The following is a 21,980-nucleotide window of genomic DNA, read 5'->3' as shown; positions in this document are numbered from 1 at the left end:
GAGTTTTTTGCTCAGCTGCGTTGTCGCCGCCTTACAGATTTCTGATCTGCGCGGCTCCTCCGCCTTGCCGAGTGAAAAATCCCGCGCCATTCATCCTGTAATTTTACGGGGAGTACTGGCAATAAATAATAAAGGGATGTTGTACGTGATTAAGCAAAAGGTAAATATTTTAATGGTTGATGACCACCCAGAGAATATATTGGCTTTAGAAGCTGTTTTAGCATCGGAAGAGTACAATCTGATGAGCGCCGATTCCGGGGAACAGGCCTTAAAATATGTATTGCAGGAAGATTTTGCCGTCATTTTGTTAGATGTGCAAATGCCTGGGCTTAATGGTTTTGAAACAGCAAGGCTCATCAAATCCCGGGAGAAGTCCCGGCACATTCCCATTATTTTTATTACTGCCGTTAAGCAGCCGCCAGACCACATTAATCAGGGCTATTCGGCCGGGGCTATCGACTACCTGGTAAAACCTTTTCAGCCCAATGCCCTGCGGGCCAAAGTGGAACAGTTCGTTAAAATTTACCGTAAGTACAATGAAGTCAGTCAGGACAGCCTGCTGCTCGACAATTGCGCAATGGAGCTGCAGCAAACGAGCGCCAGACTTGACCGGATTAAGCTGGATTTGAGGAAAAGCCGCGCTTTGGCCAGAGTAATCGCCGACACGGCCCTTGATACCATTATAACGTTTAATGCCGAAGGCTATATTTTAACCGCCAATCCGGCGGTCGGCAAAATGTTTGGCTATACGGCCGAGGAACTGTCAGGCTGCCGGATTGAGAAACTGTTTTCACCAGTGCGTACGCCCAGTGGTCCGGAAATTATCATAGCCAATTATCCGCTGGAGGAATTAACCGAAAAAATAACGGAAGTTACCGCCTGCTGCAAAACTGGCGAGGTTTTTCCGGCCGATATTCAAATTCGTCAGGTTATTTTTGAGAATGATTGCATTTATGTGTGTTCAATTCGCGATGTTAGTGAACGCAAGCAATTGGAAATGGGACGTATTTTGCACTACGAACAACTGGAAAGGCTGGTTGAGGCCAGGACGCTTGAACTGTTATCCGCCAATACGAAATTGCAGCATGAAATCGAGGAGCGAAAGATTATTGCTGACAATTTACGCCTGTCCCATGAACGGTTCCGCAAAATATTCGAATCCAGTCCCAGTTTAATGGCCATTATTTCCTGTCGGGATGAGCGGTATATTGATGTCAATGAAAGCTGGGTTAATTTTACCGGTTACAGCCGGGAGGAAGTTATTGACCAGGTCGTTGATATGCTCAATATTGCTTTTGTGTCCGGCCAGACGGAAGAAGCCGAGCAGGCGGCCGGGGCGTCGCTGCGTAATGCCCGCATCAGATATTTTACGAAAACAGGCCAGGTCCGGGAAGCGTTATTGTCGCTGGAAAGTATGGATATCAACGGAGAGCATTGCCAGTTAAAGGTGATTACGGATATTACGGAACGGGTTTTTCTGGAAAACAAAATGGCCCGCTTTGACCGGATGAATCTCATTGGCGAAATGGCTGCCGGCATTGCTCACGAAATCAGAAACCCAATGACCACAGTACGCGGTTTTTTGCAAATGACGAAACAGCGCGGCAATTTATCGCCAGAGCATATTGATTTGATGATTGAAGAACTGGACAGAGCCAATGCCATTATCAGCGAGTATCTGAGTTTAGCTAAAGATAAACCGGCCGACCGCCGGCTGCAGCCGCTCAATCAGATCATTGAAAACCTGCTGCCCTTGATTCAGGCGGAAGCCATCCGGTCCGACAAAGCAGTCTTTTTTGAAACCGCCGTTTGTCCGCAACTGTACCTGGATGAAAAGGAAATCCGGCAAATGGTCTTAAATCTGGCTCTCAACGGCCTGGAAGCCATGAAGGCGGGCGGCGGCTTGCAAATTAAGACGTACTGGGAAAAAAATACGGTGGTACTGGCCGTGGCCGATCAAGGCTGCGGGATGCGGCCGGAGCTGCTGGACAAAGTCGGCACACCTTTTTTTACCACCAAGGAACAGGGAACCGGTTTGGGCCTGGCCGTTTGCTACAGTGTTGCCACCCGGCATGACGCCGCCATCGAATTTGAGTCTTCAGCAGCCGGCACAACGGTTTTTGTCCGGTTCCGCCTTACTGCGGAAGAAAAGCAGGCTGATCCGGAAACAACGCTGTCAGGCGGGCCCGGGCACAGACCGGCGCCTTGACCGCATTTAGCCTGGCCGGAGGGGGTTGCCAGCTGCAAGGCTGCGCCCATCAGGACAGAGGACGGCGAGGCTGAGCGGAAAGACCGCTCAATAACAAGTGAAGGGGTTACAGGCCCTAGGGGGATGACGGCATGATTATCGGTACCGGTATTGATATTATTGAAATTGACCGAATCGCCAGGGCAATTGTCCGGGAACGGTTTATCGAACGGGTTTTTACGGCGAAGGAGCAAAGCTACTGCAACAGCAGGGGACGGCAGCGGGCAGCCTCTTATGCCGCCCGGTTTGCCGGTAAGGAAGCTATACTGAAGGCTTTTGGCACAGGGTTATCCGGCGGGGAATTGCTGGATATTGAAATCATTGCCAATGCCCAGGGGAAGCCGGAGGCCGTGCTGAAGGGTTATTACCGGGACTACGCCGCACGGCTGGGCGTAACAGGCATTTATCTTTCACTTACTCATGCCCGGCAGTATTCGGCCGCAAATGCAATTTTATGGGGGGAACGAAAATGAAAGTGGCAACAGCCAGCGAAATGCGGGCGATTGATCGCTGCGCTATTGAAGAATATGGGATACCGGGCATTGTTTTAATGGAAAACGCCGGAGTTGAAGTTGTCAAGGCTGCTGAAAGCATGCTGGCAGGACTTGTCAATAAAAAAATAACAATTTTTGCCGGTAAAGGCAATAATGGGGGCGACGGGTTTGTGGCTGCCCGTCATTTTAGCAACAAGGGCGCTAAAGTTAAAGTCTTCTTGTTAGGCAATCAGGCTGAGATTCAGGGCGATGCCGCCATCAATTGTCATATTGCCGGTAAAATGGGAATTGATATTGTGGAAATTAGCGGTGAGCGCGACTGGGATAAGGTGAATATTGCCACAGCCTTCACCGACTGTCTGATAGATGCGCTGGTGGGCACCGGCTTTAAAGGAGAGCTAAGCCTTGAGATGAAAAGACTGATTGCGGCGATGAACGGGGCGAACAAACCGGTGCTTGCCATTGACCTGCCGTCAGGCGTCGCCGCAGATACCGGCCAGGTAGTTACTGCTGCCGTACAGGCAACCCGCACGGTTACGTTAGGACTGCCCAAACCTGGTGTGCTGTTATATCCGGGCGCCGCCTTCACCGGTGAATTGCTGGTGGCTGATATTGGTTTGCCCCAGGCTTTGCTGACAGGGGAGAATTTAAAGCAAAATGTCTTAACCGCCGGTCATATCTGCGATGTTTTGCCCAAGCGGTGCAGCGATGCGCATAAAGGTATGTGCGGTAAGGTGCTGGTGGTAGCCGGTTCTCAGGGCTTGACGGGCGCTGCCGCTTTGACGTCAAATGCTGCTTTGAAATCGGGCGCCGGATTGGTTACTTTGGCTGTGGCTGAGGGAATTCATGATATTATGGAGATCAAACTGACTGAGGTTATGACGGCGCCGCTGCCGGAAATTGCCAAGGGGGTATTGGGGCAGGCGGCGCTTAGCCCAATTTTGACGCTGGCCGGTAAATGCGATGCTCTTGCTCTCGGGCCTGGCCTGGGCAGTCATGCTGAAACCCGGCTTTTGGTCCGGGAAATTCTTCAGGCCGTAGATAAACCGCTGATTATTGATGCAGACGGGCTGAATGCCGTAGCCGAGACCGGGGAATTATTGGCGAATGCGCTGGCTTTACCGGTTCTGACGCCTCATCCGGGCGAAATGGCGAGGCTGATTGGGTTATCCGTGGATGAAGTCAATCAGGACCGGATTTACGTGGCTCGTCAGGCTGCGGAACAGTTTGGCAGTGTGGTTGTGCTGAAGGGAGCCCGGACGATAGTGGCTTATCCTGATGGTGAAGTATATATTAATACCAGCGGCAATGCCGGTATGGCAACCGGGGGAGCGGGGGATGTTCTTACCGGAGTGATTGGCAGTTTTATTGCCCAAGGCTTATCAAGCCATACGGCAGCCATTGCCGGGGTTTATGTTCACGGCCTGGCCGGCGATATTGCCGCTCAGGCCGGTTTAGCCGGGCTGACCGCCGGTGATGTGCTGAATTCCGTTCCGGCGGCGCTATTGAGTTTGCAAAAATTATAGTGATATACGAATATATACAAAAAAGTTTGACATTAATATATAAAAAACATATAATTTTAATAGAGAGAGTGTGTGTGTGCAAACTGCGGGGGTGAAGGCGTGGCAGAGTTAAAGCGGATCATGATTAGTATCCCGAATAGCTTGTTGCAGGAAGTAGATGGTATTATTGCCATGGAAAAACTTAGCCGCAGCCAATTTGTGCGAGATGCGATGCGTTTATATATTGAGGATCGCAGACGTAAAGCAATACGGGATAACATGAGAAAAGGATATCAGGAGATGGCCATTATCAATCTGGCATTGGCGGAAGAAGGGCTTTATGCCGATGCGGACTATATTGAAATGCCCAGCTTGCTGGCGGAGCGTGAATAGCAGATGGTCGTAAAACGCGGGGACATTTATTATGCCAACCTAAGTCCGGTTGTTGGATCAGAGCAGGGCGGTCTTAGACCGGTGCTGGTCGTTCAAAATGATGTAGGCAATAAATACAGCCCTACAGTAATTGTTGCAGCTATAACATCGCAAATCTCTAAAGCCAAGCTGCCAACACATGTAGAAATAAACGCGAAAGATTGCAACTTGGAAAAGGATTCGGTTATCCTGTTGGAACAGATGCGGACAATTGATAAGCGCAGACTTAAAGAAAAAGTTACGCATCTGAATGATGACGTGATGAGCAAAGTCGATGATGCGATGAAAATTAGTCTGGGCCTGATTCAAATTTAATTGATTGAATTTAGTAGGCAGGAAGCTGCCTGCTTTTTGTTTGCTGAAAAGATTCAGGAGGAATGATGAAGAATTATAAAATAGGGCTCGGCCTGCTCATTGTATTGATAGTGGCGTTTTTTGCGGGTTGCAGCAATAATAACCAGCAATTTCAGGCAGCTTCCAGCCCGGTCCCAAAGCAGATTACCATTCAGATGATTGATGTGGGGCAAGGCGATGCTATCCTGATAAGGACAGCCGAGCAGGTGATCCTGATTGATACCGGGGATGTGGCGGCCAGGGCTAAGCTGATCCGGTTTTTAAAACAGCAGGGGATTGGCAGCATTGATAAAGTCATCATATCACATCCACATGCGGATCATTTAGGCGGAATGGCCGAGCTTGTCGCCAATTTTACCGTAAAGCAGGTCTACGACAGCGGGCAACCGACGACAACCGCTTTGTACCGGAGATATCTGGCAACAATTAAACAAAAGAATATTCCCTTTACCATTTTGGCGGCCGGCGACCAGGTGGATTTTGGCAATGGCGCAGTATTTAAGGTGCTTGGACCCCGGCAGCCGTTTATTAGCGAGGAGGCCTTAAATAACAACAGTATTGCCGGCAAGCTGGTTTATGGACGTTTTTCGTTATTATTTACCGGTGACGTCGAAAAACAGGCGGAAGAGCGGTTGCGGCAAAGCTATCCGGCTGAACTGGCGGCGACAGTGCTGAAAAGTCCGCATCATGGCAGCCGAACCTCTTCCTCTCCGCCATTTCTACGGGCGGTGGCTCCGGAAGCGGTGATTATCTCCGTTGGCGCCGACAATGAATATAAACATCCGCATAAGGCGACATTAAAAAAATATGCTGATTGTAAAGCCCGGGTGTACCGGACCGATCAGGATGGAACAATAACGATAACCAGTGACGGGCAAAGTTATCAAATAGTAAAGGAGCGATAGTGCTATGCAAATTAAGGCAGTCATTGACCGGTTTGAAAAGAGCCGGGCGGTCTTACTCGTCGGTGAGGAGGAGACGGCTGTCAACTGGCCGAAAGGATTTTTGCCCGCCAAGGTCAAAGAAGGCGATTATTTACAGCTTACGATCTCCTTTGACGCCGAGGCTACCGCAGCGGCCAGAGCCGAAGCCGAGGAATTGTTAAAAAGCCTGACTGAAAAAAACAGGTAGCCACGGGCAGCTTCATTGGCAAAGGTACAGCGGTATAAAACTGACAATTTTTTCACAGGTCTGCTTGCAGGAATTTTTTAGTTAAACTCGAACTTTATAGAATTAAGTCGTAATATAACTATTCCACGCTGCAAGCAGGAGGTGGCAAGCTTGATAAGAAAGAAAATCCTTGGTCTGTTCCTGATGTTGGCGATGATTGTTCCCCAATTGGTTTGGGCTGCTCAGCCCGGGGTTATGACCAAAGCAAATTTTGCTGTTCATAAAGACGAAAACACAGGGGAACAAAAACTCAGAATGGTCATTGACGTTACCGGAGCAGTACAGACCTCGGCCAGCGTGAGCACCGCCGGGCCGGAGCTTATTGTCACCGTTAAAGGCGCTTCGGCGGGCCGCTTAAGGACACTGCCGCTGGACGGTAAAATTGCGCGAGTGGCCAAGTTTTCACGGCTTGACGCTTCCAGCAGTCAGATTGCTATTAAATTGCCGGTAATGCCGGCGGATTCCAATTACCGCGTGTTTACGCTGCCCAGCGATGCCGAAGCCAACCGGCCGTTCCGGGTAGTTGTTGATATTCAACAGCCGTCGGCAGCCCAAGCGGCCGCCCCGAAGCCGGAGAAACAGCCCAAGCAGTCCGCCGCCAAGGCTGAGCTGACCCAGGCAAACTTTGCCGTCCACACAGACGCAGTCACCGGTGAGCAGAAACTCAGGCTGGTGGTTGAGACTTCCGGGCAAGTCGAGACTGCCGCTAATTTCGTTTCATCGCCGGAGCCGCAACTGATCGTCAATGTCAAAGGGGCGTCGATTGGGCGCTTGCAGCAGGCGATGAAGCTGGATGGTACAATTGCCAATTCAGTTAATTTTGTGCGAACTGACGACAATAACAGCCAGATGCTTATCAATTTGCCGGCAATGCTGGACAAAAGTGATTACCGCGTATTTGTCCTGCCCAGTGACCGGGAGGCCAACCGGCCGTTCCGGGTTGTCGTTGATATTACAAAACAACTGGCGCCGGTAGAGTTCAACTTTACACCAGGGCTTAAAGGCAAGGTAATTGTGATTGATCCCGGCCACGGCGGCAGCGATCCCGGCGCCATCGGACCGGGCAGCACCCAGGAAAAGGCGGTAACGCTGGCTGTTTCCCAAAAAGTCAAGGCGGCGTTGGAAAAAGCCGGCGCTAAGGTGATTATGACCAGGCAGGATGACCGTGATGTATTTGGTACGAGAGCTACCGCAGTGGAGGAACTGGACGCTCGGACCAAAGTTGCCAATAGCATTAAAGCCGATATTTTCCTAAGTATTCACGCCAATGCCTTTGGCAACAGGAGTGTTGGCGGGACGTCTACGCATTACTATCTGAAGTCCCGTTATGACCGGATGCTGGCCGAAAACTTACAAGCCAGCCTGGTAAGCGCCGTCGGGTTGAATGATCGCGGCGCACAAACCGCCAATTTCTATGTCGTCAAGCGTACGCTTATGCCGGCTGCATTGATTGAAACGGCGTTTATTTCCAATCCCGACGAGGAAAAGCTGCTCAATTCTCCGAAATTTCAGCAACAATTAGCCCAAGGAATTGTCGATGGTTTGGACCAGTTCTTTCTCCAGGCAGCGAAAAAAGGAGGTGGGCAGTAATGACCGCCAAATGGAAATACCTATTGCTCATCCTGGTTGCGCTGGCTTTGTTGATCGCTGGTTGTGACCAGAATAAGCAAACGCCGGAATCGCTTACGCCAGATCAGGCGCAGGAGCAACAGGGCAATACGGCAGTACAGCCGGGCAGTGATCCGGCCAAAGCCGGCACGATGCGAATTGTCATCTATCATGCCGATAAAACGGCAACGCACCTGGTGCCTGAGGATCATGTTGTTCCTGTCAGCACTCATCCGCTGAAAGTAGCCGCTGAATTGCTGATCGCCGGAACCAAGAAGCCTGAGTTGATGCCTGTGATGCCGCCGGGAACTCATTTACGCGGCATTTGGATCAAGGATCATATTGCTTATATTGATTTTGACGATAAACTGATTAAAAACAACAGCGGGGGTTCGGCCGGCGAAATATTATTGGTGGGCGCAATTGTCAATACGCTTACCGAGTTTCCTGAGGTTCAGAAAGTGCAGTTATTGGTTGAAGGGAAAAAAATCAGCACAATTTCCGGCCATCTTGATACCAGTGAACCTTTAAGCCGCTCGGAAAACCTGATTAAAAAATAATTGTCCCGATTTAGGTGACAAGCAGCCCTGGCGCATAAGCCGGCGGCTGCTGTTATTTTTTCCGTTCGGTGGTATACTAAATCCGTACATCGGCGTCGCACTTGATAAATTTAGGTTTGCCGCCGCGGTGCAAGGCAGGAAATAGTAGGATAAGCAAGAAAAATATAGTAACATGGCAGTCTGGATAATAGTACTGCCATAAATTGCGGAAAATAGACCGTCAGTATTCACTGAATTAGGTACTAGGCTGGCTGTACGTTGAAAGAGCGGGGTGGTGTCATATGGAACTAAAACAGCTTGGTGAGTTTGGCTTAATTGATCTTATTAAGGAAAATACCATCGTCGATCCGGCCAGCGTAATTGTCGGAATTGGCGATGATGCCGCAGCGCTGCTACCCTCACCGCGGCAGCTGCAATTGCTGGCAACAGATATGCTCATTGAATCGGTTCATTTTGACCTGACAACGACGACGCCCTGGCAGCTTGGCTATAAAGCGATTGCCGTCAATCTTAGCGATATAGCCGCTATGGGCGGAGTTCCAAAACATTGCGTGGTATCTTTGGCTTTGCCCCGCAATGTACAGGTAGACTTCGTCCGGGATTTATATCAAGGTATGAAGGAAATATGCCGCCGTTTTACCGTTAACATTGTTGGCGGCGATACTGTTTCCAGCCCGCAGGGGCTTGTGCTCAATGTGGCCGTGACCGGTGAGGTTGAGCCGGCTCGTTTGCAGCGCCGCTCGGGAGCCAAACCCGGTGATCTTGTGGTTGTCACCGGCGAGCTGGGCAACTCGGCGGCCGGGCTGGATTTGCTCCGCCGGGGGCATTGGCAGGAATTTGTTTTTGCCCGGCAATTGGTTACCTGTCATCTGACGCCCCAGCCGCAGGTGCAAGCCGGTTTGCTGCTTGCCGCTTTTGCCAACAGCATGAACGATATCAGTGACGGGCTGGCCAGTGAAGCTAATGAAATTGCCGCTGCCAGCCAGGTGGCTGTCCGCTTGTTTGAGCAGCAAATTCCTCTGTCAGCCGAGCTTACGGCAGCAAGTGCAGTTTTGGGGAACGCGGCCTTGGACTACGCATTGTACGGTGGTGAGGATTATCAATTGTTGTTTACCATTGAACCGGAAAAGCTCCGGGTATTGCCGGCGAACGAAATAACGGCGCAGCTGACGGTGATTGGTGAAATCGTCAGGGGACCGGCCGGCGTGGAGCTTGTTGCGGCGGACGGGGCAGCCAGGGGACTGGCCCCCAAGGGTTATAATCATTTTGGTTAAAGGGAGCACTGTTCATGTTGATTTTTAAGACTGCGTCACCGGAACAAACCTTTGATTTTGGCCGGCAACTGGCGCAATGGCTTAAGCCGGGGTTTGTCGTCTGCCTGCAGGGCGATCTCGGCGCCGGTAAAACGTTGTTGGTGCAGGGAATAGCGGCCGGTCTCGGCATTGGCGATGCGGTGACAAGTCCGACATTTACCATTTTAAATGTATATCCGGCTGAGCCGCCGGTTTATCATTTTGATTTGTATCGTTTGGAGCAGGCAGAAGAGTTATTTGACATCGGCTTTTACGAATATATTGACGCCGGCGGCATTGCAGTGATCGAATGGCCGGATAAATTTACCGCTGAATTGCCTGATGAATTTCTGTGGCTGGAATTAAAACCGGGGGATTCAACGACCGAAAGGCTGATCGTGGCTAAAGCCGAAGGCTTGAAGTATCAATCTGTTTGTGAGGAGCTGAAAAATATTGCCGGTTCTTGCTTTAGATACGGCTACCCTTGTGTCTAGTGTGGCGATCGTTACACCAGGCGCGTTGGTGGCCGAATTGACCATTCAAACCAAATTGACCCATTCCGAATTGCTGATGCCGCACATTTCACAGCTACTGGCTGCGGCCAGAGTGCGGAAAAGTGAGCTCAGGGCTGTGGCGGTAAGCATCGGACCCGGTTCTTTTACCGGCCTGCGTATCGGGCTGGCCAGCGCTAAAGCGCTGGCTTATGCGCTTAATATCCCGCTGGTCGGGGTATCCACCCTGGCTGCTCTGGCTTATAACTGTCCGTTGCCCCAGGTGTATCTGGCGCCGGTATTGGATGCCCAGAAAGGAAATGTATATACTTCTTTGTACTGCTGGCAGCAGGGAAAAATGAGCGAATACCGGCCGGCTGCCGTCAAACCGTTTACTGAACTGCTCGGGCAGCTCCGGGCGCTGGGCGCGCCGGCTGTGGTTATGGGGGAGGCGGCGGTTATGCATCAGGAGCAGCTTAAACAAGCCGGCCCGGATATCATTTTAGCGCCGCCCCATTTGATTATGCCCCGTGCAGCCAGTGTCGGACTTTTGGGCTGTAAAATGCTCAATGACGGTATAAGCCATGACGTGATGACGCTGGAGCCGCTTTATATCCGGCGGTCGGAAGCCGAGGATTTATGGGACCGCCGCCACGGAGTATGCGGATGAACGGGGCTCGGATCAGAACGATGCTGCCAACCGATATTGATGGTGTTTTGCAGGTTGAACTAAATTGTTTTGCTGTTCCCTGGTCAAGAGTGGCCTTTGAAAACGAAATCAATGATAACGATCTGGCGCACTATCTGGTGCTTGAAGCTGGTGACCGGATTATTGGCTATGCGGGCATGTGGATGATTCTGGATGAGGCTCATGTCACCAATATTGCCGTCATCTCCGGGTATCGCCGGCAAGGGCTGGGTGAAAGGCTGCTGCTGGCCTTAATCGGGCAGGCCAGACAGCTGGGAGCGGTAAGCATGACGCTGGAAGTCAGGCCCAGCAACACGGCTGCACAAGTGCTGTATCGCAAACTGGGGTTTGAAAACCGCGGCATCAGGCGTCAATATTACAGTGACACCAAGGAAGACGCCATCATTATGTGGCGGGATGGCTTGGACACGGACGGGGCTGATCCTTTGGCAAAGGCGTAAGCGTTTCTGATTGCATAAAAAAAAGCCGCTTGCGCGGCTAAGGGTGATTGGTTTTATACAATATGCAGCCGGATGTAAAAGTGTTACCAGTGACTAAATCCTGCGGCGTCAGTGTGAATAAAAGCGGTTTGGAGAGGCTCCCGGCCCCTGTTAAGTAAAAAGGGCGGCTAAACCGCCCTCCAGGCTATTTAAGGGTTGATTCATACTGCTCAATCATCCGGCGAACCATTTGTCCGCCAACCCGGCCGCAATCGGCCGAAGTCATTGTAGACCAACCTGAGGAACGAACGCGCTCAGCAATTCCTAATTCAGAAGCCACTTCAAACTTCATACGGTCCAGCGCGTTTTCGCTGGTAGGATTTACAGGTTTATTCGAGCGTGCCATCTATATCCCTCCTTTCGGGCGTTCTTGTTTTCGCCCAATGTTAATTTACGTTTTTCGAAGATTTATCATACATGCAATTAGTAGCAGAAAAATGGAGGCATTTGCCTTGGAAAAAACAACAGATAACGCTTGTCTTACGTTAGCAATTGAGACCAGTTGTGATGAAACCTCGGCCGCTGTTGTCGCCGGCGGCCGGCAGATATTATCAAATATTATATCATCACAGGTGCCGGTTCACCAAAAATTTGGCGGGGTAGTGCCGGAAATTGCTTCCCGGAAACATATTGAAAATGTCATTCCTGTAGTAGATGAGGCGCTGCAGCAGGCCGGAGTGGCCTTAGCGCAGATTTCGGCCATTGGAGTTACATACGGACCTGGTTTGGTCGGAGCGCTGCTGGTTGGCGTTGCGGCCGCCAAAGCGCTGGCTTTTGCAACCGGTATTCCCCTGGTGGGCGTCAATCATCTTGAAGGACATATTTTCGCCAACTTTCTGGCCCACGCTGAACTTGAGCCGCCTTTTGTCGCACTGGTAGTTTCCGGCGGACATACTTCACTGGTGTCCGTACAGGACTATAACCAATTTGCATTAATCGGCCAAACCCGTGATGACGCGGCTGGCGAGGCTTTTGATAAAGTAGCGCGGGTCATGGGGCTGCCTTATCCGGGCGGACCGCAGATTGACCGGCTGGCTGCGGCCGGGAATCCGGCAGCGATCGATTTTCCGCGGGCTTTGACCGGGAAAAGCAGCTTTGAATTCAGCTTCAGCGGCTTGAAATCGGCTGTGCTCAATTATCTAAACCAGGCCGAACAGCGTGGGCAGCGGGTCAGCCAGGCCGATGTGGCGGCCAGTTTCCAGGCTGCCGTGGTTGATGTATTGGTTTCCAAAGCTGTGCAGGCTGCCCGGTTCTATTCTGTCGACCGTCTGGTTTTAGCCGGCGGCGTTGCCGCCAACAGTATGCTGCAAGCTAAGCTGACAGGCGCTTGTACTGAACAAGATATCAGGTTGTATTATCCGGGAGCGGTATTGTGTACCGATAATGCCGCCATGATTGCCTGCCGGGCTTATTATCAGTTTTGCAGCGGTAAAGTCTCTGACTTATATTTAAATGCCGTACCATCGTTGAAAATTGGTTGTTGAGCGGTGGCAAACCTGATTTGTGGGTAATGTGGATAAATGGGGAAACCCATTTGAAAATAGCCACATCAATTGTTAATAACGTTGTGGAAACTGTGGATAACTTGTTGGTAACGTTTTTCCTGGCCGGTATTTCAACAAATTTTTAAAAAAAACCATTTTATAACAGGAATTTTTATTGAAAGAGTTGAATAAAAATTAATTTAAATATGCCTGGAGGGTTGGGGAAAATAATATGGGAATCATCGGAGATGTGTGCCGTAAAATAACAACCTTGGTGCCGGCGCAGATTGAAATGCTGGATAAGCTTAGCGGTATTTTCCCATTGGTATGTGATTTGGCCCATGCGCAGTTAACGGTGTATACGAAAGCCAGTGATGAAAATTTACTGGTCATTGCCGCACAGATTAAGCCCAATACCAGTTTCAGCCAATATAAGCCTAATTTGCTGGGAACGACAGTATACGCCGCCGAAGAACCGCTGATATGGCGCACCATGTCGACGGGCCAGCCTATTTGTGGTCAGCGTGAATGGGCGCTGGGCATGCTGATGGAAATGCAAACTTATCCGGTGCATGATTATGACGGCAATATTATTGCAGTTGTCAGCTTTGAAACAAGTCCTGATGAAATACGGACGGAAGGGTACAGCATTTTATTGGAAACTGCCTATATGCTGCTGATTAACGCCAGGTCTCCGTTTGATGTCAAGCTATACCGGCCGTTATCGGCCAGTGATGGTATTATTGTTACCGATGAACGGGGAAAAATAACTTTTGCTAATGCTGCAGCGGGCAGCATTTATAAAGTTTTAGGGATTGGCCGGATTGTCGGCCGGCATATTTATGACCGGCAGATCAACATGCGGATTACCAAAAAAACGACTACCAGTCAGATGCCCTATGAAACCGAACTGGAGGCCGGCAATTTAATTTTGGTGCAGCGAACCATCCCGATTATCCAGGCCGGGCAGGTTATCCGGACGGTAATCATCGTTGCTGATGTTACCGAACTAAAGAAAAAAGAAAAAGAGTTATTGATTAAGTCAGCGGTTATTCAGGAAATTCACCACCGTGTAAAAAATAATTTACAGACAATCGCCAGCCTGCTCCGGCTGCAGTCCCGGCGAACCGATTCACTGCAAGTAAAAGCAGCGTTGCGGGAAAGCGTCAACAGGATATTGAGCATTTCGGTTGTTCACGAGTTTTTGTCGCAGCAGGATGCCGAATTTATTGACGTAGCTGAAGTTGCCAAAAATATATTGGATCTGGTTATCCAAAATATGCTGGAGCCTGACTTTAATTTGCAAACTATTTTTAACGGTGAAACGGTTATCCTGCCGTCAGAGCAGGCGAGCAGTCTGGCCTTAGTCATCAATGAGCTTATTCAGAATTCCATTGAGCACGGCTTTATCGGCCGGCCGGAAGGTCTGATTGGCGTGGATATTGCCACCAATCCCGAAGCTTACCGGATTGATATTTATGATAACGGGATTGGTTTGCCGGCAAACTTCAGCTCACAGGTATCAAAAAGCCTGGGACTGCAGATTGTAAGAACCTTGATTGAAGACGATCTGGGCGGTACCTTTGAATTATACGCGGATCAAGGCACCCATGCCCGTATCACAATTCCCCGGAGCATAGAGGGAGGAAAATAGTATGCAACCATTGCGTGTAGTTATTGCTGACAATGAATCGATTATCAGAATGGATTTGAAAGAAATACTGGAAGAAGCTGGTCATACGGTTGTCGGAGAGGCAACGGATGGGCTGAAAGCCATTGAACTTACGCGCAGGCATCGTCCTGATCTGGTTATTATGGACATCAAAATGCCTGAAATGGATGGTATTACTGCCGCTAAGACAATTTCTCATGAAAAAATTGCTCCGGTACTCTTATTGACGGCATTCAGCCAGAAAGAGATTGTCGATAAGGCGAAAGACTCAGGCGTATTGGCCTACCTGGTCAAACCGGTCAAGGAAACCAATTTGTTCCCGGCGATTGAAATTGCTTTGTCGCGTTTTCATGAATTCGCCGAGCTGGAACAAGAACTGGAAGATGTAAAAAATTCACTGGAAACCCGTAAAGTTCTGGACCGGGCGAAAGGCATTCTTATGGACGCCTACAATTTGAATGAAAGTGAGGCTTACCGCAGGATTCAGCAGTATAGCATGAGCAAACGCAAATCGATTCGCGATGTTGCTCAGGCCATTGTTGATTCCGTTATCACCAAGAAAAAGGGGAAATAAAATAAGTTGGTCTGAACTGCGGGTTTTTTTGCAAGAAAACGGTAGTTCAGGCCAACTGTTTTTTTTGTTGCAGACATTATCTGACAAGCTTTAATTACATTATTGTGTAAAATGAAGAAATCAAGCGAAAACCAACGCTTTTTTAGGATAAATTTTAAAAAAAAATTGGTATAAGCCTAAATTTTCGTTTATAGCTCTTGCTTTTTGGCAATTAATTATATATGATAATTTATGGAATTAGCACTCGCTTTTAGTGAGTGCTAACAAATACACTAATTCTATTAAGATATCATAAAAGGAGGTTGCTTCAATGATTAAGCCACTAGGCGACAGAGTAGTCATTCAAGTGTTAGAAGGGGAATTAAAAACAAAGAGTGGTATCGTATTGCCTGATACAGCCAAAGAGAAACCCCAGGAAGGCCAGATCGTAGCCGTTGGTACCGGTAAACTGCTGGACAATGGTCAACGCGTAGCCCTTGATGTTAAGGAAGGCGACAAAATTATTTTCTCCAAGTACGCCGGAACAGAGGTTAAAGTTGATGGTCAGGAATATCTGATTGTAAGTGAAAGAGATATTCTGGCAATTGTTCAGTAATTAAAAAGGTTAAGTTTAATTAGGGAGGCATACATATAATGGCAAAACAAGTGATATTCAATGAAGAAGCACGTCGTGCGCTGGAAAAAGGCGTAAATGCTTTAGCTAATGCTGTTAAAGTAACTTTAGGACCTAAAGGCCGCAATGTCGTTCTTGATAAAAAATTCGGTGCGCCTACCATTACGAACGACGGCGTAACCATTGCCCGTGATATTGAACTGGAAGATCCGTTTGAAAACATGGGCGCCCAACTGGTTAAGGAAGTAGCGACCAAAACGAATGATGTAGCCGGTGACGGTACGACTACAGCAACCTTACTGGCTCAGGCCATGATTCGTGAAGGTATGCGCAATGTAGCCGCCGGCGCTAATCCGATGATCATTAAAAAAGGAATTGAAAAAGCGGTCATCGCCCTGGTTGAAGAAATTAAGAAAAATTCCAAGAAAGTGGAAGCCAAAGACGCGATTGCCCAGGTTGCTTCAATTTCAGCGGCTGACGATGAAATCGGCCAGTTGATTGCTGAAGCAATGGAAAAAGTGGGTAAAGATGGCGTAATCACTGTAGAAGAATCCAAAGGCATGGGTACAAGCCTTGATGTCGTTGAAGGCATGCAGTTTGACCGTGGCTATATTTCCCCTTATATGGTAACCGATACCGACAAAATGGAAGCTGTCTTAAATGATCCCTATATCCTGATTACAGACCGTAAAATCGGGGCAATTGCCGATATGCTGCCTGTGCTGGAAAAAGTGGTTCAACAAGGCAAAGAGCTGCTGATTATTGCTGAAGATGTTGAAGGCGAAGCACTGGCTACTTTAGTTGTCAACAAGCTGCGCGGCACTTTCCGGGCTGTGGCTGTTAAAGCTCCTGGATTTGGTGATCGCCGCAAGGCCATGCTGGAAGATATTGCAATTTTAACCGGCGCTAATGTAATTACCGAAGAACTTGGCCGCAAACTGGACAGTGTGGAACTGGCCGATCTTGGCCGGGCTCGTCAAATCCGGGTGTCGAAAGAAGAAACAACCGTTGTTGACGGCGCCGGCGCCGGCGACGCCATCAAAGGCCGGGTTGCTCAAATTAAATCACAAATCGAAGAAACAACTTCGGATTTTGACCGCGAAAAACTGCAGGAGCGTCTGGCTAAGTTATCCGGCGGCGTAGCTGTTATTCAGGTTGGCGCTGCAACTGAAGTTGAACTGAAAGAAAAGAAACTGCGCATTGAAGATGCTCTGAATGCTACCCGCGCTGCTGTTGAGGAAGGTATTGTCGCCGGGGGCGGTACTACATTCATTGATATTCTGCCTGTTCTTGATTCCGTATCTGCATCAGGCGACGAAAAAACCGGCGTTCAAATTGTAAAACGTGCAATTGAAGAGCCAGTTCGTCAAATTGCCGACAATGCCGGTCTGGAAGGATCAGTAGTTGTTGAGAATGTGAAAAAAGCCGGTAAGGGCATTGGCTTCAATGCACTTACAGAAGAATATATCGACATGATTGCCGCCGGTATTGTGGATCCTGCCAAGGTTACCCGTTCCGCGCTGCAGAATGCAGCAAGCATCGCTGCAATGGTATTAACAACTGAAACCCTGGTTGCCGATAAACCGGAAAAAGATAACGGCGCTGCCGCCGCTGCTGCAATGGGCGGCATGGGTGGAATGGGCGGCATGGGCGGCATGATGTAATCAGAGCCCCTAGCCCCTTATGTGGTTTGATGCGTTGGTTAACATAACATTATTTTACCGCATTCATACCACGTAAATTTCAAATTAGAGGTTACTCATTAGTTTACTAAACTTTTGGGTAGCCTCTTTTTTCATATCTTTTTGTAATGTGCAGATAGATTTTTTGGTGGTTTTATCATCGCTGTGGCCAAGCCGCTCCACTGCTGACCGGTTTTATTTTTTTTCATGACAAAATATGACAATGTTTTTTATGTAATCAGGTATAAAATCGAATTAAAACGAATTAAGGGGAGATATGCTGTGAAAATGAGAAAATCGGTTGCGTTGTCCTTAATGCTGTTATGTTCGATGGGGATGGTTGCTGGTTGCGGAACGAAAGAAACGCCGGCCGCCGTTGCCGAAAAGTATCCGGATAAGGCGATCACGTTGATTGTGCCTTATACGGCGGGTGGCGCCAATGACATGATGGCGAGAGCGATGGGTAAAGTTGCATATCAGCATCTGGGACAGAATATCATCATAAAAAATGTGCCTGGCGCGGGCGGGATTTTAGGCTGGAATGAGTTGGTTGAATCAGGGGAGGACGGCTATACATTGGGAACAGTGACTACAAGTGCATTATTGCAGTCGGCGTATGGGACAACCGGCTACCACTATCCTTCTGCGATAGATCCCTTAGTGCAGATTATGGAATTACCATCAGTTATAGTTGTTCGCTCCGATTCAGACTGGAACAATATTAATGATTTAATTAATTACGCCAGGCAGCATCCCGGTGCTGTAAAATATGGACATGGTGGGTTAGGTGGTGTAACTCATGTTGTGGGAGAAATGACAGCTAAAAAAGTCGGGGTTAACTTAAGCCAGGTGCCATTTAAAGGGGATTCGGAAGCATTAGCAGCTTTATTGGGAGGGCATATTCAGGTACAGTTTTCCTCTCCACCTATGCTACAGGAACACATAAAAAGTGGCACGATTAAGGCACTTGGAGTTACGTCAATGAAAAGGATGAATGATCCGGTATTCAGCAATGTTCCTACTTTACAGGAACAAGGAGTAGATGTGGTATTAAGTATCTTTTGGGGAATTGGCGCTCATAAAGGTATGCCGCCGGAAATAAAAGCTAAGCTGTTAGCTGGACTTGAAAAAACAGTGAATGATCCTGAGTACATAGAAAACATGAGAAAGCTAGGCATGGAAGTTAACTACTTAGGGCATGAAGAATTTTTTCAAAAGTGGCTTAAAGAAACAAGAATACTTACGAAAATAATAAAAGAATCCGGTATTGCTGAAAAAATAGCAGAGCAGAAAAAATAAGATGAATTTAGCATGGTGTGAATACGGGCTGGCAATGTAGTCTGTCTTTAAGCATAAAACTTCCTACTTCCGTACTGAACAGAGCCAATAAAAACGGAAGTAGGGAGTTTTTTTACATTATAATAAATTTCGTTGCCTAAATCCAGCATAGTCAGCCGAAATTTTCCTATTTACAAAACCATACCACAATATGTCATAAGGGGCTTACACAAAATACCGAGTAACGTTGCCGATGCCGTAATAACAGACCCGCCTTACTCATCTGGTGGATCTACCTGGGCACAGAAAACGCAAGATCCAATAAAAAAGTACGAACAGACAGGCAATAAATTAGTACCGTAATAAGCTAGAAGTTGGAGGTTGTCCATGCGTTAATCAAACTTGCGGGCAGCCTCTATTTCGTGTCTTCCGGTTACATACAAATGCAGTTTCCTAATGTGTCACCTATGTCCTAAACCGCTGTATGATTTTCTCATTTTCTGCTAATAAAACTTAACCTTGATTTCATATCACATTATTATGGGGATTCCTTGGAGATATTAGGCAAGCGGTAAGGCTCGTTATTAACAACAAACCTGACTAGTGGTGACAGTTGGAGACGTTTCTTTTTTAACATAAAGCTGACAATAAGGAATGTCCCTGGCTGTTTTATACCATTTAAAAAACCGCAGCCTATAAGTTTTTCGCATGTCGGTCAATGATTATTTTAGCTGCCTTTGTTCCCGAGTCGGCGGCCCGCTCCGTGAAATAGCCCACGCCAACGGTGCAGTCACCTGCGAAATATAATCCTTCAATCCCGGATTCGAGAGGTAATTTTCTTACGGCGTTGCAGCCGTGATGCACCGGTGCGGATAGAACAATGCATTCCTCCGTCCATTCAACATTTTCTCTTACTTCAGGCCAGCGGCTGTATACTCCCTCGGCCATGTGAGCGAACCACTCCTCTTTGGTTTTCTTTTGAAAGTCTGCGGGACTGAGAAACAGTTCTACGTTGATGGCCTGCTTGCCGGGCGGCGCCCACGAAGGATCCAGGTTTGAAAATGTCGCAATGACACCATCGTATTTCCCGTCCGGTGTCAGCAGCATCAGCTGAGCTGATAGATGATGCAGCACTTTCTTTTTTAATGCCAGATGAACATCAAGCGCCACAGTGTTGGATTTATAAAGATCTGTGACGATTTCATCAATGTGTTTTGGAATGTTAGTTCCCAGTAGTTTCCGAAGGTCCGGATAGGTGGCGGTGTTGACAACATACTTGGTTCTATATATTTCTTCAGCCCCATCCGGGTTGATGACGGTGACTCCTTTTGACTTGCCGTTTTCGACAATCACATTCTTAACCGTATGATGAACAAGAACCGTGCCGCCGTTCTTTTTTACAGTAGTCAAAAAGGCCACTGGAAGAGCATGCGCCGGCTCTCCGGTCATTTTGACGATCGCATGACGGCCGCCAAAGTTGCCGTTTATGAGCAAGGTAACCAGAGTGTTTATGGAACCCTGCTCCAAAGCCACGGCGTCGGCCAAAACACTGTTTGCCGCTACGAAACTTCGAAGCACTGCCTCGACATGCGGATCATCGGTGATCTGCTTCAGCCAGCCTAACGCCGGTTTTTCGTCGAACTCTTGGGACCACAGTTCTTCCAGCGTACAGGCGAGTCCTGCATCTATGACCTTGATCATTTCATATTTGCTGTGTTCCGGCAAATCCATACCTATATCGTGCAGGAACTCTATGACCCCTTCGCCATTGGAACAGAAAGGCAGGAATACCTCTTTATCGGCGTAGATCGCGTTTTGAGGTAAAACTTCCCAACGAAGATTTGTTCCGGTTTCCCGCGCGGCTTGTACCCAATTGCCCTGACCCTCATTCAGGGTTGTGCACCAAAGAATTACATGCAGATGCTTATCAAGTTTAAACCCATCCCGTACGATTGGGACGTCGTATCTGGTGCCGCCTTCTTCTCCCTTTTCAAAAATAACAGTACGTAATCCCGCTTTGGCCAAGTACGCTGCTGCGATAGAACCGCCGGGGCCTGCCCCGATTACCGCAACATCGAATTCATCATGTGTGTACATTTATATACCTCCATTATTTTGAAGTCCGTTTCTACATTTCAACGATATCCTGGGCATGTAATTTTTCCAGGAAGGTCAAGATAAACTAGTGACGGCGGATACACCTATGTGCGGTATGACTAACTATGTTCTGTTAGTGACCATTTCTCTTAGCCGCAATCAGGGTGCTGTAAATGCTGAAGCTCAGTCTTGACTTAATTGCGTCAAGAGTACTCCTTCCTTTCCAATCGATTACAATATTATTATTCATCCAATAATTCAACATATTCAGTTAATATCTAGTAATCGCGACCTGTTGATTGGGGTGCGATACATTGTTTGGAGATGCTTCATTTGACCGGCAAACCAGTACTTTTGATGGAGCAGCTTGTTCAATTGTTAAGCCGGGAAGTATCATATTAGATTCCACCCCCTTTGGTACAATTAAGCGTACTTTTGGCTATACATACTTTTGGTTGAGGGAGAATTGAAAAAGCAACAGGCGAGGCGAGCGAGTATGTATTGTTTAATGTATAACCTAAAACGGGTGCTCAACTTACTGGGAACAGAAAAATTAATAGAGGCGATTAAAAGGATAGCAGTACTTCCTGTTGCGAGAAGTACCGCTATTTTATTTATTGTTCAATTCGATCTAATTTAGGGATAATGATGAGGGTTTTCGCACAGCCTGGCGTCCCCAATTGTCCTGCCGGTTCGGTTTGAACTTAAAAGCATCAGACTCCTGGCACGGTGAAATCAGCATTTTCGTAAATGAGGTAAACCCAGATGCTGGTTCTTGCTCCTGCAACGGAAGCGAAAAGATCTATTTCATACAGGGACCATAAACTGGTGTCGGGGTCCTGCTGGCGAATCCAGGTTCGGTGCATTTCATTTGAGTTGCTATAGATAAGACTGTCTAATTGTACGCTTGTTGGCGTAAGGGTAACGCCATTCAAGCTGGTTCCTTCAACCGCTGAGTCATATTGGCTTGAACGTTTGATATCAACCGTAATTGAGCTGACAAGAGCGCTTACCGACAGACTTAGTGATGACGAAGTACTATATTGCAGTTGATAGCTAATATTTCCGACAGGTACATCGAAAGAACTTCCGGATGCAGATAAATTGGTATTGTATACTGCAATGGGGGCAATTCCGCTGGCTCCAGTAGGCCCAATATCGCCCTGAGCGCCAGTGGAGCCGGTGTCGCCCTGAGGCCCAGTAGGCCCAATATCGCCCTGAGCGCCAGTGGAGCCGGT

At 48.3% G+C, this 21,980-nt stretch carries 22 protein-coding genes; 19 read left to right on the top strand and 3 right to left on the bottom strand.

The features are described 5' to 3' along the window. Nucleotides 1-145 precede the first annotated feature (145 nt). From BLR06_RS16070 to rimI, 13 genes are all read left to right on the top strand, one after another. Complete coding sequence (locus BLR06_RS16070) at nucleotides 146-2,209, top strand: PAS domain S-box protein (protein WP_217636917.1); 2,064 nt, start codon at nucleotides 146-148, stop codon at nucleotides 2,207-2,209. A 131-nt stretch (nucleotides 2,210-2,340) separates the two neighbouring features. After that, on the top strand, nucleotides 2,341-2,721 hold the full coding sequence (acpS, locus tag BLR06_RS16065) for a holo-ACP synthase (protein ID WP_092074615.1): 381 nt from the start codon (nucleotides 2,341-2,343) through the stop codon (nucleotides 2,719-2,721). Further along, nucleotides 2,718-4,268, top strand: a complete 1,551-nt coding sequence (locus BLR06_RS16060; protein ID WP_092074614.1) for an NAD(P)H-hydrate dehydratase — start codon at nucleotides 2,718-2,720, stop codon at nucleotides 4,266-4,268. The genes acpS and BLR06_RS16060 overlap by 4 nt, the downstream gene beginning before the upstream one ends. A gap of 99 nt (nucleotides 4,269-4,367) precedes the next feature. Beyond that, on the top strand, nucleotides 4,368-4,640 hold the full coding sequence (locus BLR06_RS16055; protein ID WP_245698191.1) for a CopG family ribbon-helix-helix protein: 273 nt from the start codon (nucleotides 4,368-4,370) through the stop codon (nucleotides 4,638-4,640). Between the two features lie 3 nt (nucleotides 4,641-4,643). Then, on the top strand, nucleotides 4,644-4,994 hold the full coding sequence (locus tag BLR06_RS16050; protein WP_092074613.1) for a type II toxin-antitoxin system PemK/MazF family toxin: 351 nt from the start codon (nucleotides 4,644-4,646) through the stop codon (nucleotides 4,992-4,994). Between the two features lie 62 nt (nucleotides 4,995-5,056). After that, nucleotides 5,057-5,938, top strand: a complete 882-nt coding sequence (locus BLR06_RS16045; protein WP_092074612.1) for a ComEC/Rec2 family competence protein — start codon at nucleotides 5,057-5,059, stop codon at nucleotides 5,936-5,938. 4 nt (nucleotides 5,939-5,942) lie between these two features. Next, the gene (locus tag BLR06_RS16040) at nucleotides 5,943-6,164 is read left to right on the top strand and encodes a DUF3006 domain-containing protein (protein WP_092074611.1); all 222 of its coding nucleotides are present in this window, start codon (nucleotides 5,943-5,945) and stop codon (nucleotides 6,162-6,164) included. Between the two features lie 150 nt (nucleotides 6,165-6,314). Then, nucleotides 6,315-7,793, top strand: coding sequence for an N-acetylmuramoyl-L-alanine amidase family protein (locus BLR06_RS16035; RefSeq protein WP_245698190.1), 1,479 nt, complete (start codon nucleotides 6,315-6,317; stop codon nucleotides 7,791-7,793). Beyond that, nucleotides 7,793-8,371: a GerMN domain-containing protein gene (locus BLR06_RS16030; RefSeq protein ID WP_092074610.1), complete on the top strand. Its 579-nt coding sequence runs from the start codon at nucleotides 7,793-7,795 to the stop codon at nucleotides 8,369-8,371. Before BLR06_RS16035 ends, BLR06_RS16030 begins: the two co-directional genes overlap by 1 nt. A 281-nt stretch (nucleotides 8,372-8,652) precedes the next feature. Beyond that, nucleotides 8,653-9,645: a thiamine-phosphate kinase gene (gene thiL, locus BLR06_RS16025; RefSeq protein ID WP_092074609.1), complete on the top strand. Its 993-nt coding sequence runs from the start codon at nucleotides 8,653-8,655 to the stop codon at nucleotides 9,643-9,645. 14 nt (nucleotides 9,646-9,659) lie between these two features. Further along, on the top strand, nucleotides 9,660-10,157 hold the full coding sequence (gene tsaE, locus BLR06_RS16020; protein WP_092074608.1) for a tRNA (adenosine(37)-N6)-threonylcarbamoyltransferase complex ATPase subunit type 1 TsaE: 498 nt from the start codon (nucleotides 9,660-9,662) through the stop codon (nucleotides 10,155-10,157). After that, complete coding sequence (gene tsaB / locus BLR06_RS16015; RefSeq protein ID WP_092074607.1) at nucleotides 10,117-10,824, top strand: tRNA (adenosine(37)-N6)-threonylcarbamoyltransferase complex dimerization subunit type 1 TsaB; 708 nt, start codon at nucleotides 10,117-10,119, stop codon at nucleotides 10,822-10,824. The genes tsaE and tsaB overlap by 41 nt, the downstream gene beginning before the upstream one ends. Then, nucleotides 10,821-11,303, top strand: a complete 483-nt coding sequence (gene rimI / locus BLR06_RS16010; protein ID WP_217636916.1) for a ribosomal protein S18-alanine N-acetyltransferase — start codon at nucleotides 10,821-10,823, stop codon at nucleotides 11,301-11,303. Before tsaB ends, rimI begins: the two co-directional genes overlap by 4 nt. Before the next feature lie 184 nt (nucleotides 11,304-11,487). Here rimI and BLR06_RS16005 read toward each other — a convergent pair whose 3' ends face one another. Then, complete coding sequence (locus BLR06_RS16005) at nucleotides 11,488-11,688, bottom strand: alpha/beta-type small acid-soluble spore protein (protein WP_092074605.1); 201 nt, start codon at nucleotides 11,686-11,688, stop codon at nucleotides 11,488-11,490. A gap of 106 nt (nucleotides 11,689-11,794) precedes the next feature. Between BLR06_RS16005 and tsaD the strand changes: the two genes are divergently transcribed. The 6 genes from tsaD (at nucleotide 11,795) to BLR06_RS15975 (ending at nucleotide 18,666) form a co-directional block, all read left to right on the top strand. Further along, nucleotides 11,795-12,826: a tRNA (adenosine(37)-N6)-threonylcarbamoyltransferase complex transferase subunit TsaD gene (gene tsaD, locus BLR06_RS16000; RefSeq protein ID WP_245698189.1), complete on the top strand. Its 1,032-nt coding sequence runs from the start codon at nucleotides 11,795-11,797 to the stop codon at nucleotides 12,824-12,826. 232 nt (nucleotides 12,827-13,058) lie between these two features. Further along, nucleotides 13,059-14,480 carry a histidine kinase N-terminal domain-containing protein gene (locus tag BLR06_RS15995; protein WP_092074603.1) on the top strand — a complete coding sequence of 474 codons (1,422 nt, stop codon included), beginning with the start codon at nucleotides 13,059-13,061 and terminating at the stop codon, nucleotides 14,478-14,480. A gap of 1 nt (nucleotide 14,481) precedes the next feature. After that, nucleotides 14,482-15,072 carry an ANTAR domain-containing response regulator gene (locus BLR06_RS15990; protein WP_092074602.1) on the top strand — a complete coding sequence of 197 codons (591 nt, stop codon included), beginning with the start codon at nucleotides 14,482-14,484 and terminating at the stop codon, nucleotides 15,070-15,072. A 310-nt stretch (nucleotides 15,073-15,382) separates the two neighbouring features. After that, nucleotides 15,383-15,667: a co-chaperone GroES gene (gene groES / locus BLR06_RS15985; RefSeq protein ID WP_092074601.1), complete on the top strand. Its 285-nt coding sequence runs from the start codon at nucleotides 15,383-15,385 to the stop codon at nucleotides 15,665-15,667. Between the two features lie 38 nt (nucleotides 15,668-15,705). Beyond that, a complete protein-coding gene (gene groL / locus BLR06_RS15980) occupies nucleotides 15,706-17,349 on the top strand; it encodes a chaperonin GroEL (RefSeq protein ID WP_092074600.1) in 1,644 nt (547 codons plus the stop codon). A gap of 306 nt (nucleotides 17,350-17,655) precedes the next feature. Beyond that, entirely contained in the window at nucleotides 17,656-18,666 is a 1,011-nt protein-coding gene (locus BLR06_RS15975) for a Bug family tripartite tricarboxylate transporter substrate binding protein (protein WP_245698200.1), read from the top strand. A gap of 672 nt (nucleotides 18,667-19,338) precedes the next feature. On the opposite strand, the gene BLR06_RS15965 is transcribed toward BLR06_RS15975, so the two are convergent. Next, nucleotides 19,339-20,742 (bottom strand): phytoene desaturase family protein, encoded by a 1,404-nt coding sequence (locus BLR06_RS15965; protein WP_092074598.1) that lies wholly within the window; start codon nucleotides 20,740-20,742, stop codon nucleotides 19,339-19,341. Between the two features lie 713 nt (nucleotides 20,743-21,455). Continuing rightward, nucleotides 21,456-21,980 (bottom strand): collagen-like triple helix repeat-containing protein (locus BLR06_RS19600; RefSeq protein WP_175455990.1); only part of this gene is annotated, 525 nt, incomplete at its 5' end.

This window comes from Dendrosporobacter quercicolus (assembly GCF_900104455.1).
In the GTDB taxonomy this organism is placed as follows: Bacteria; Bacillota; Negativicutes; order DSM-1736; family Dendrosporobacteraceae; genus Dendrosporobacter; species Dendrosporobacter quercicolus.
Note: the sequence above shows the minus strand (reverse complement) of the source record. Positions and strands in the feature narration are given on the sequence as shown.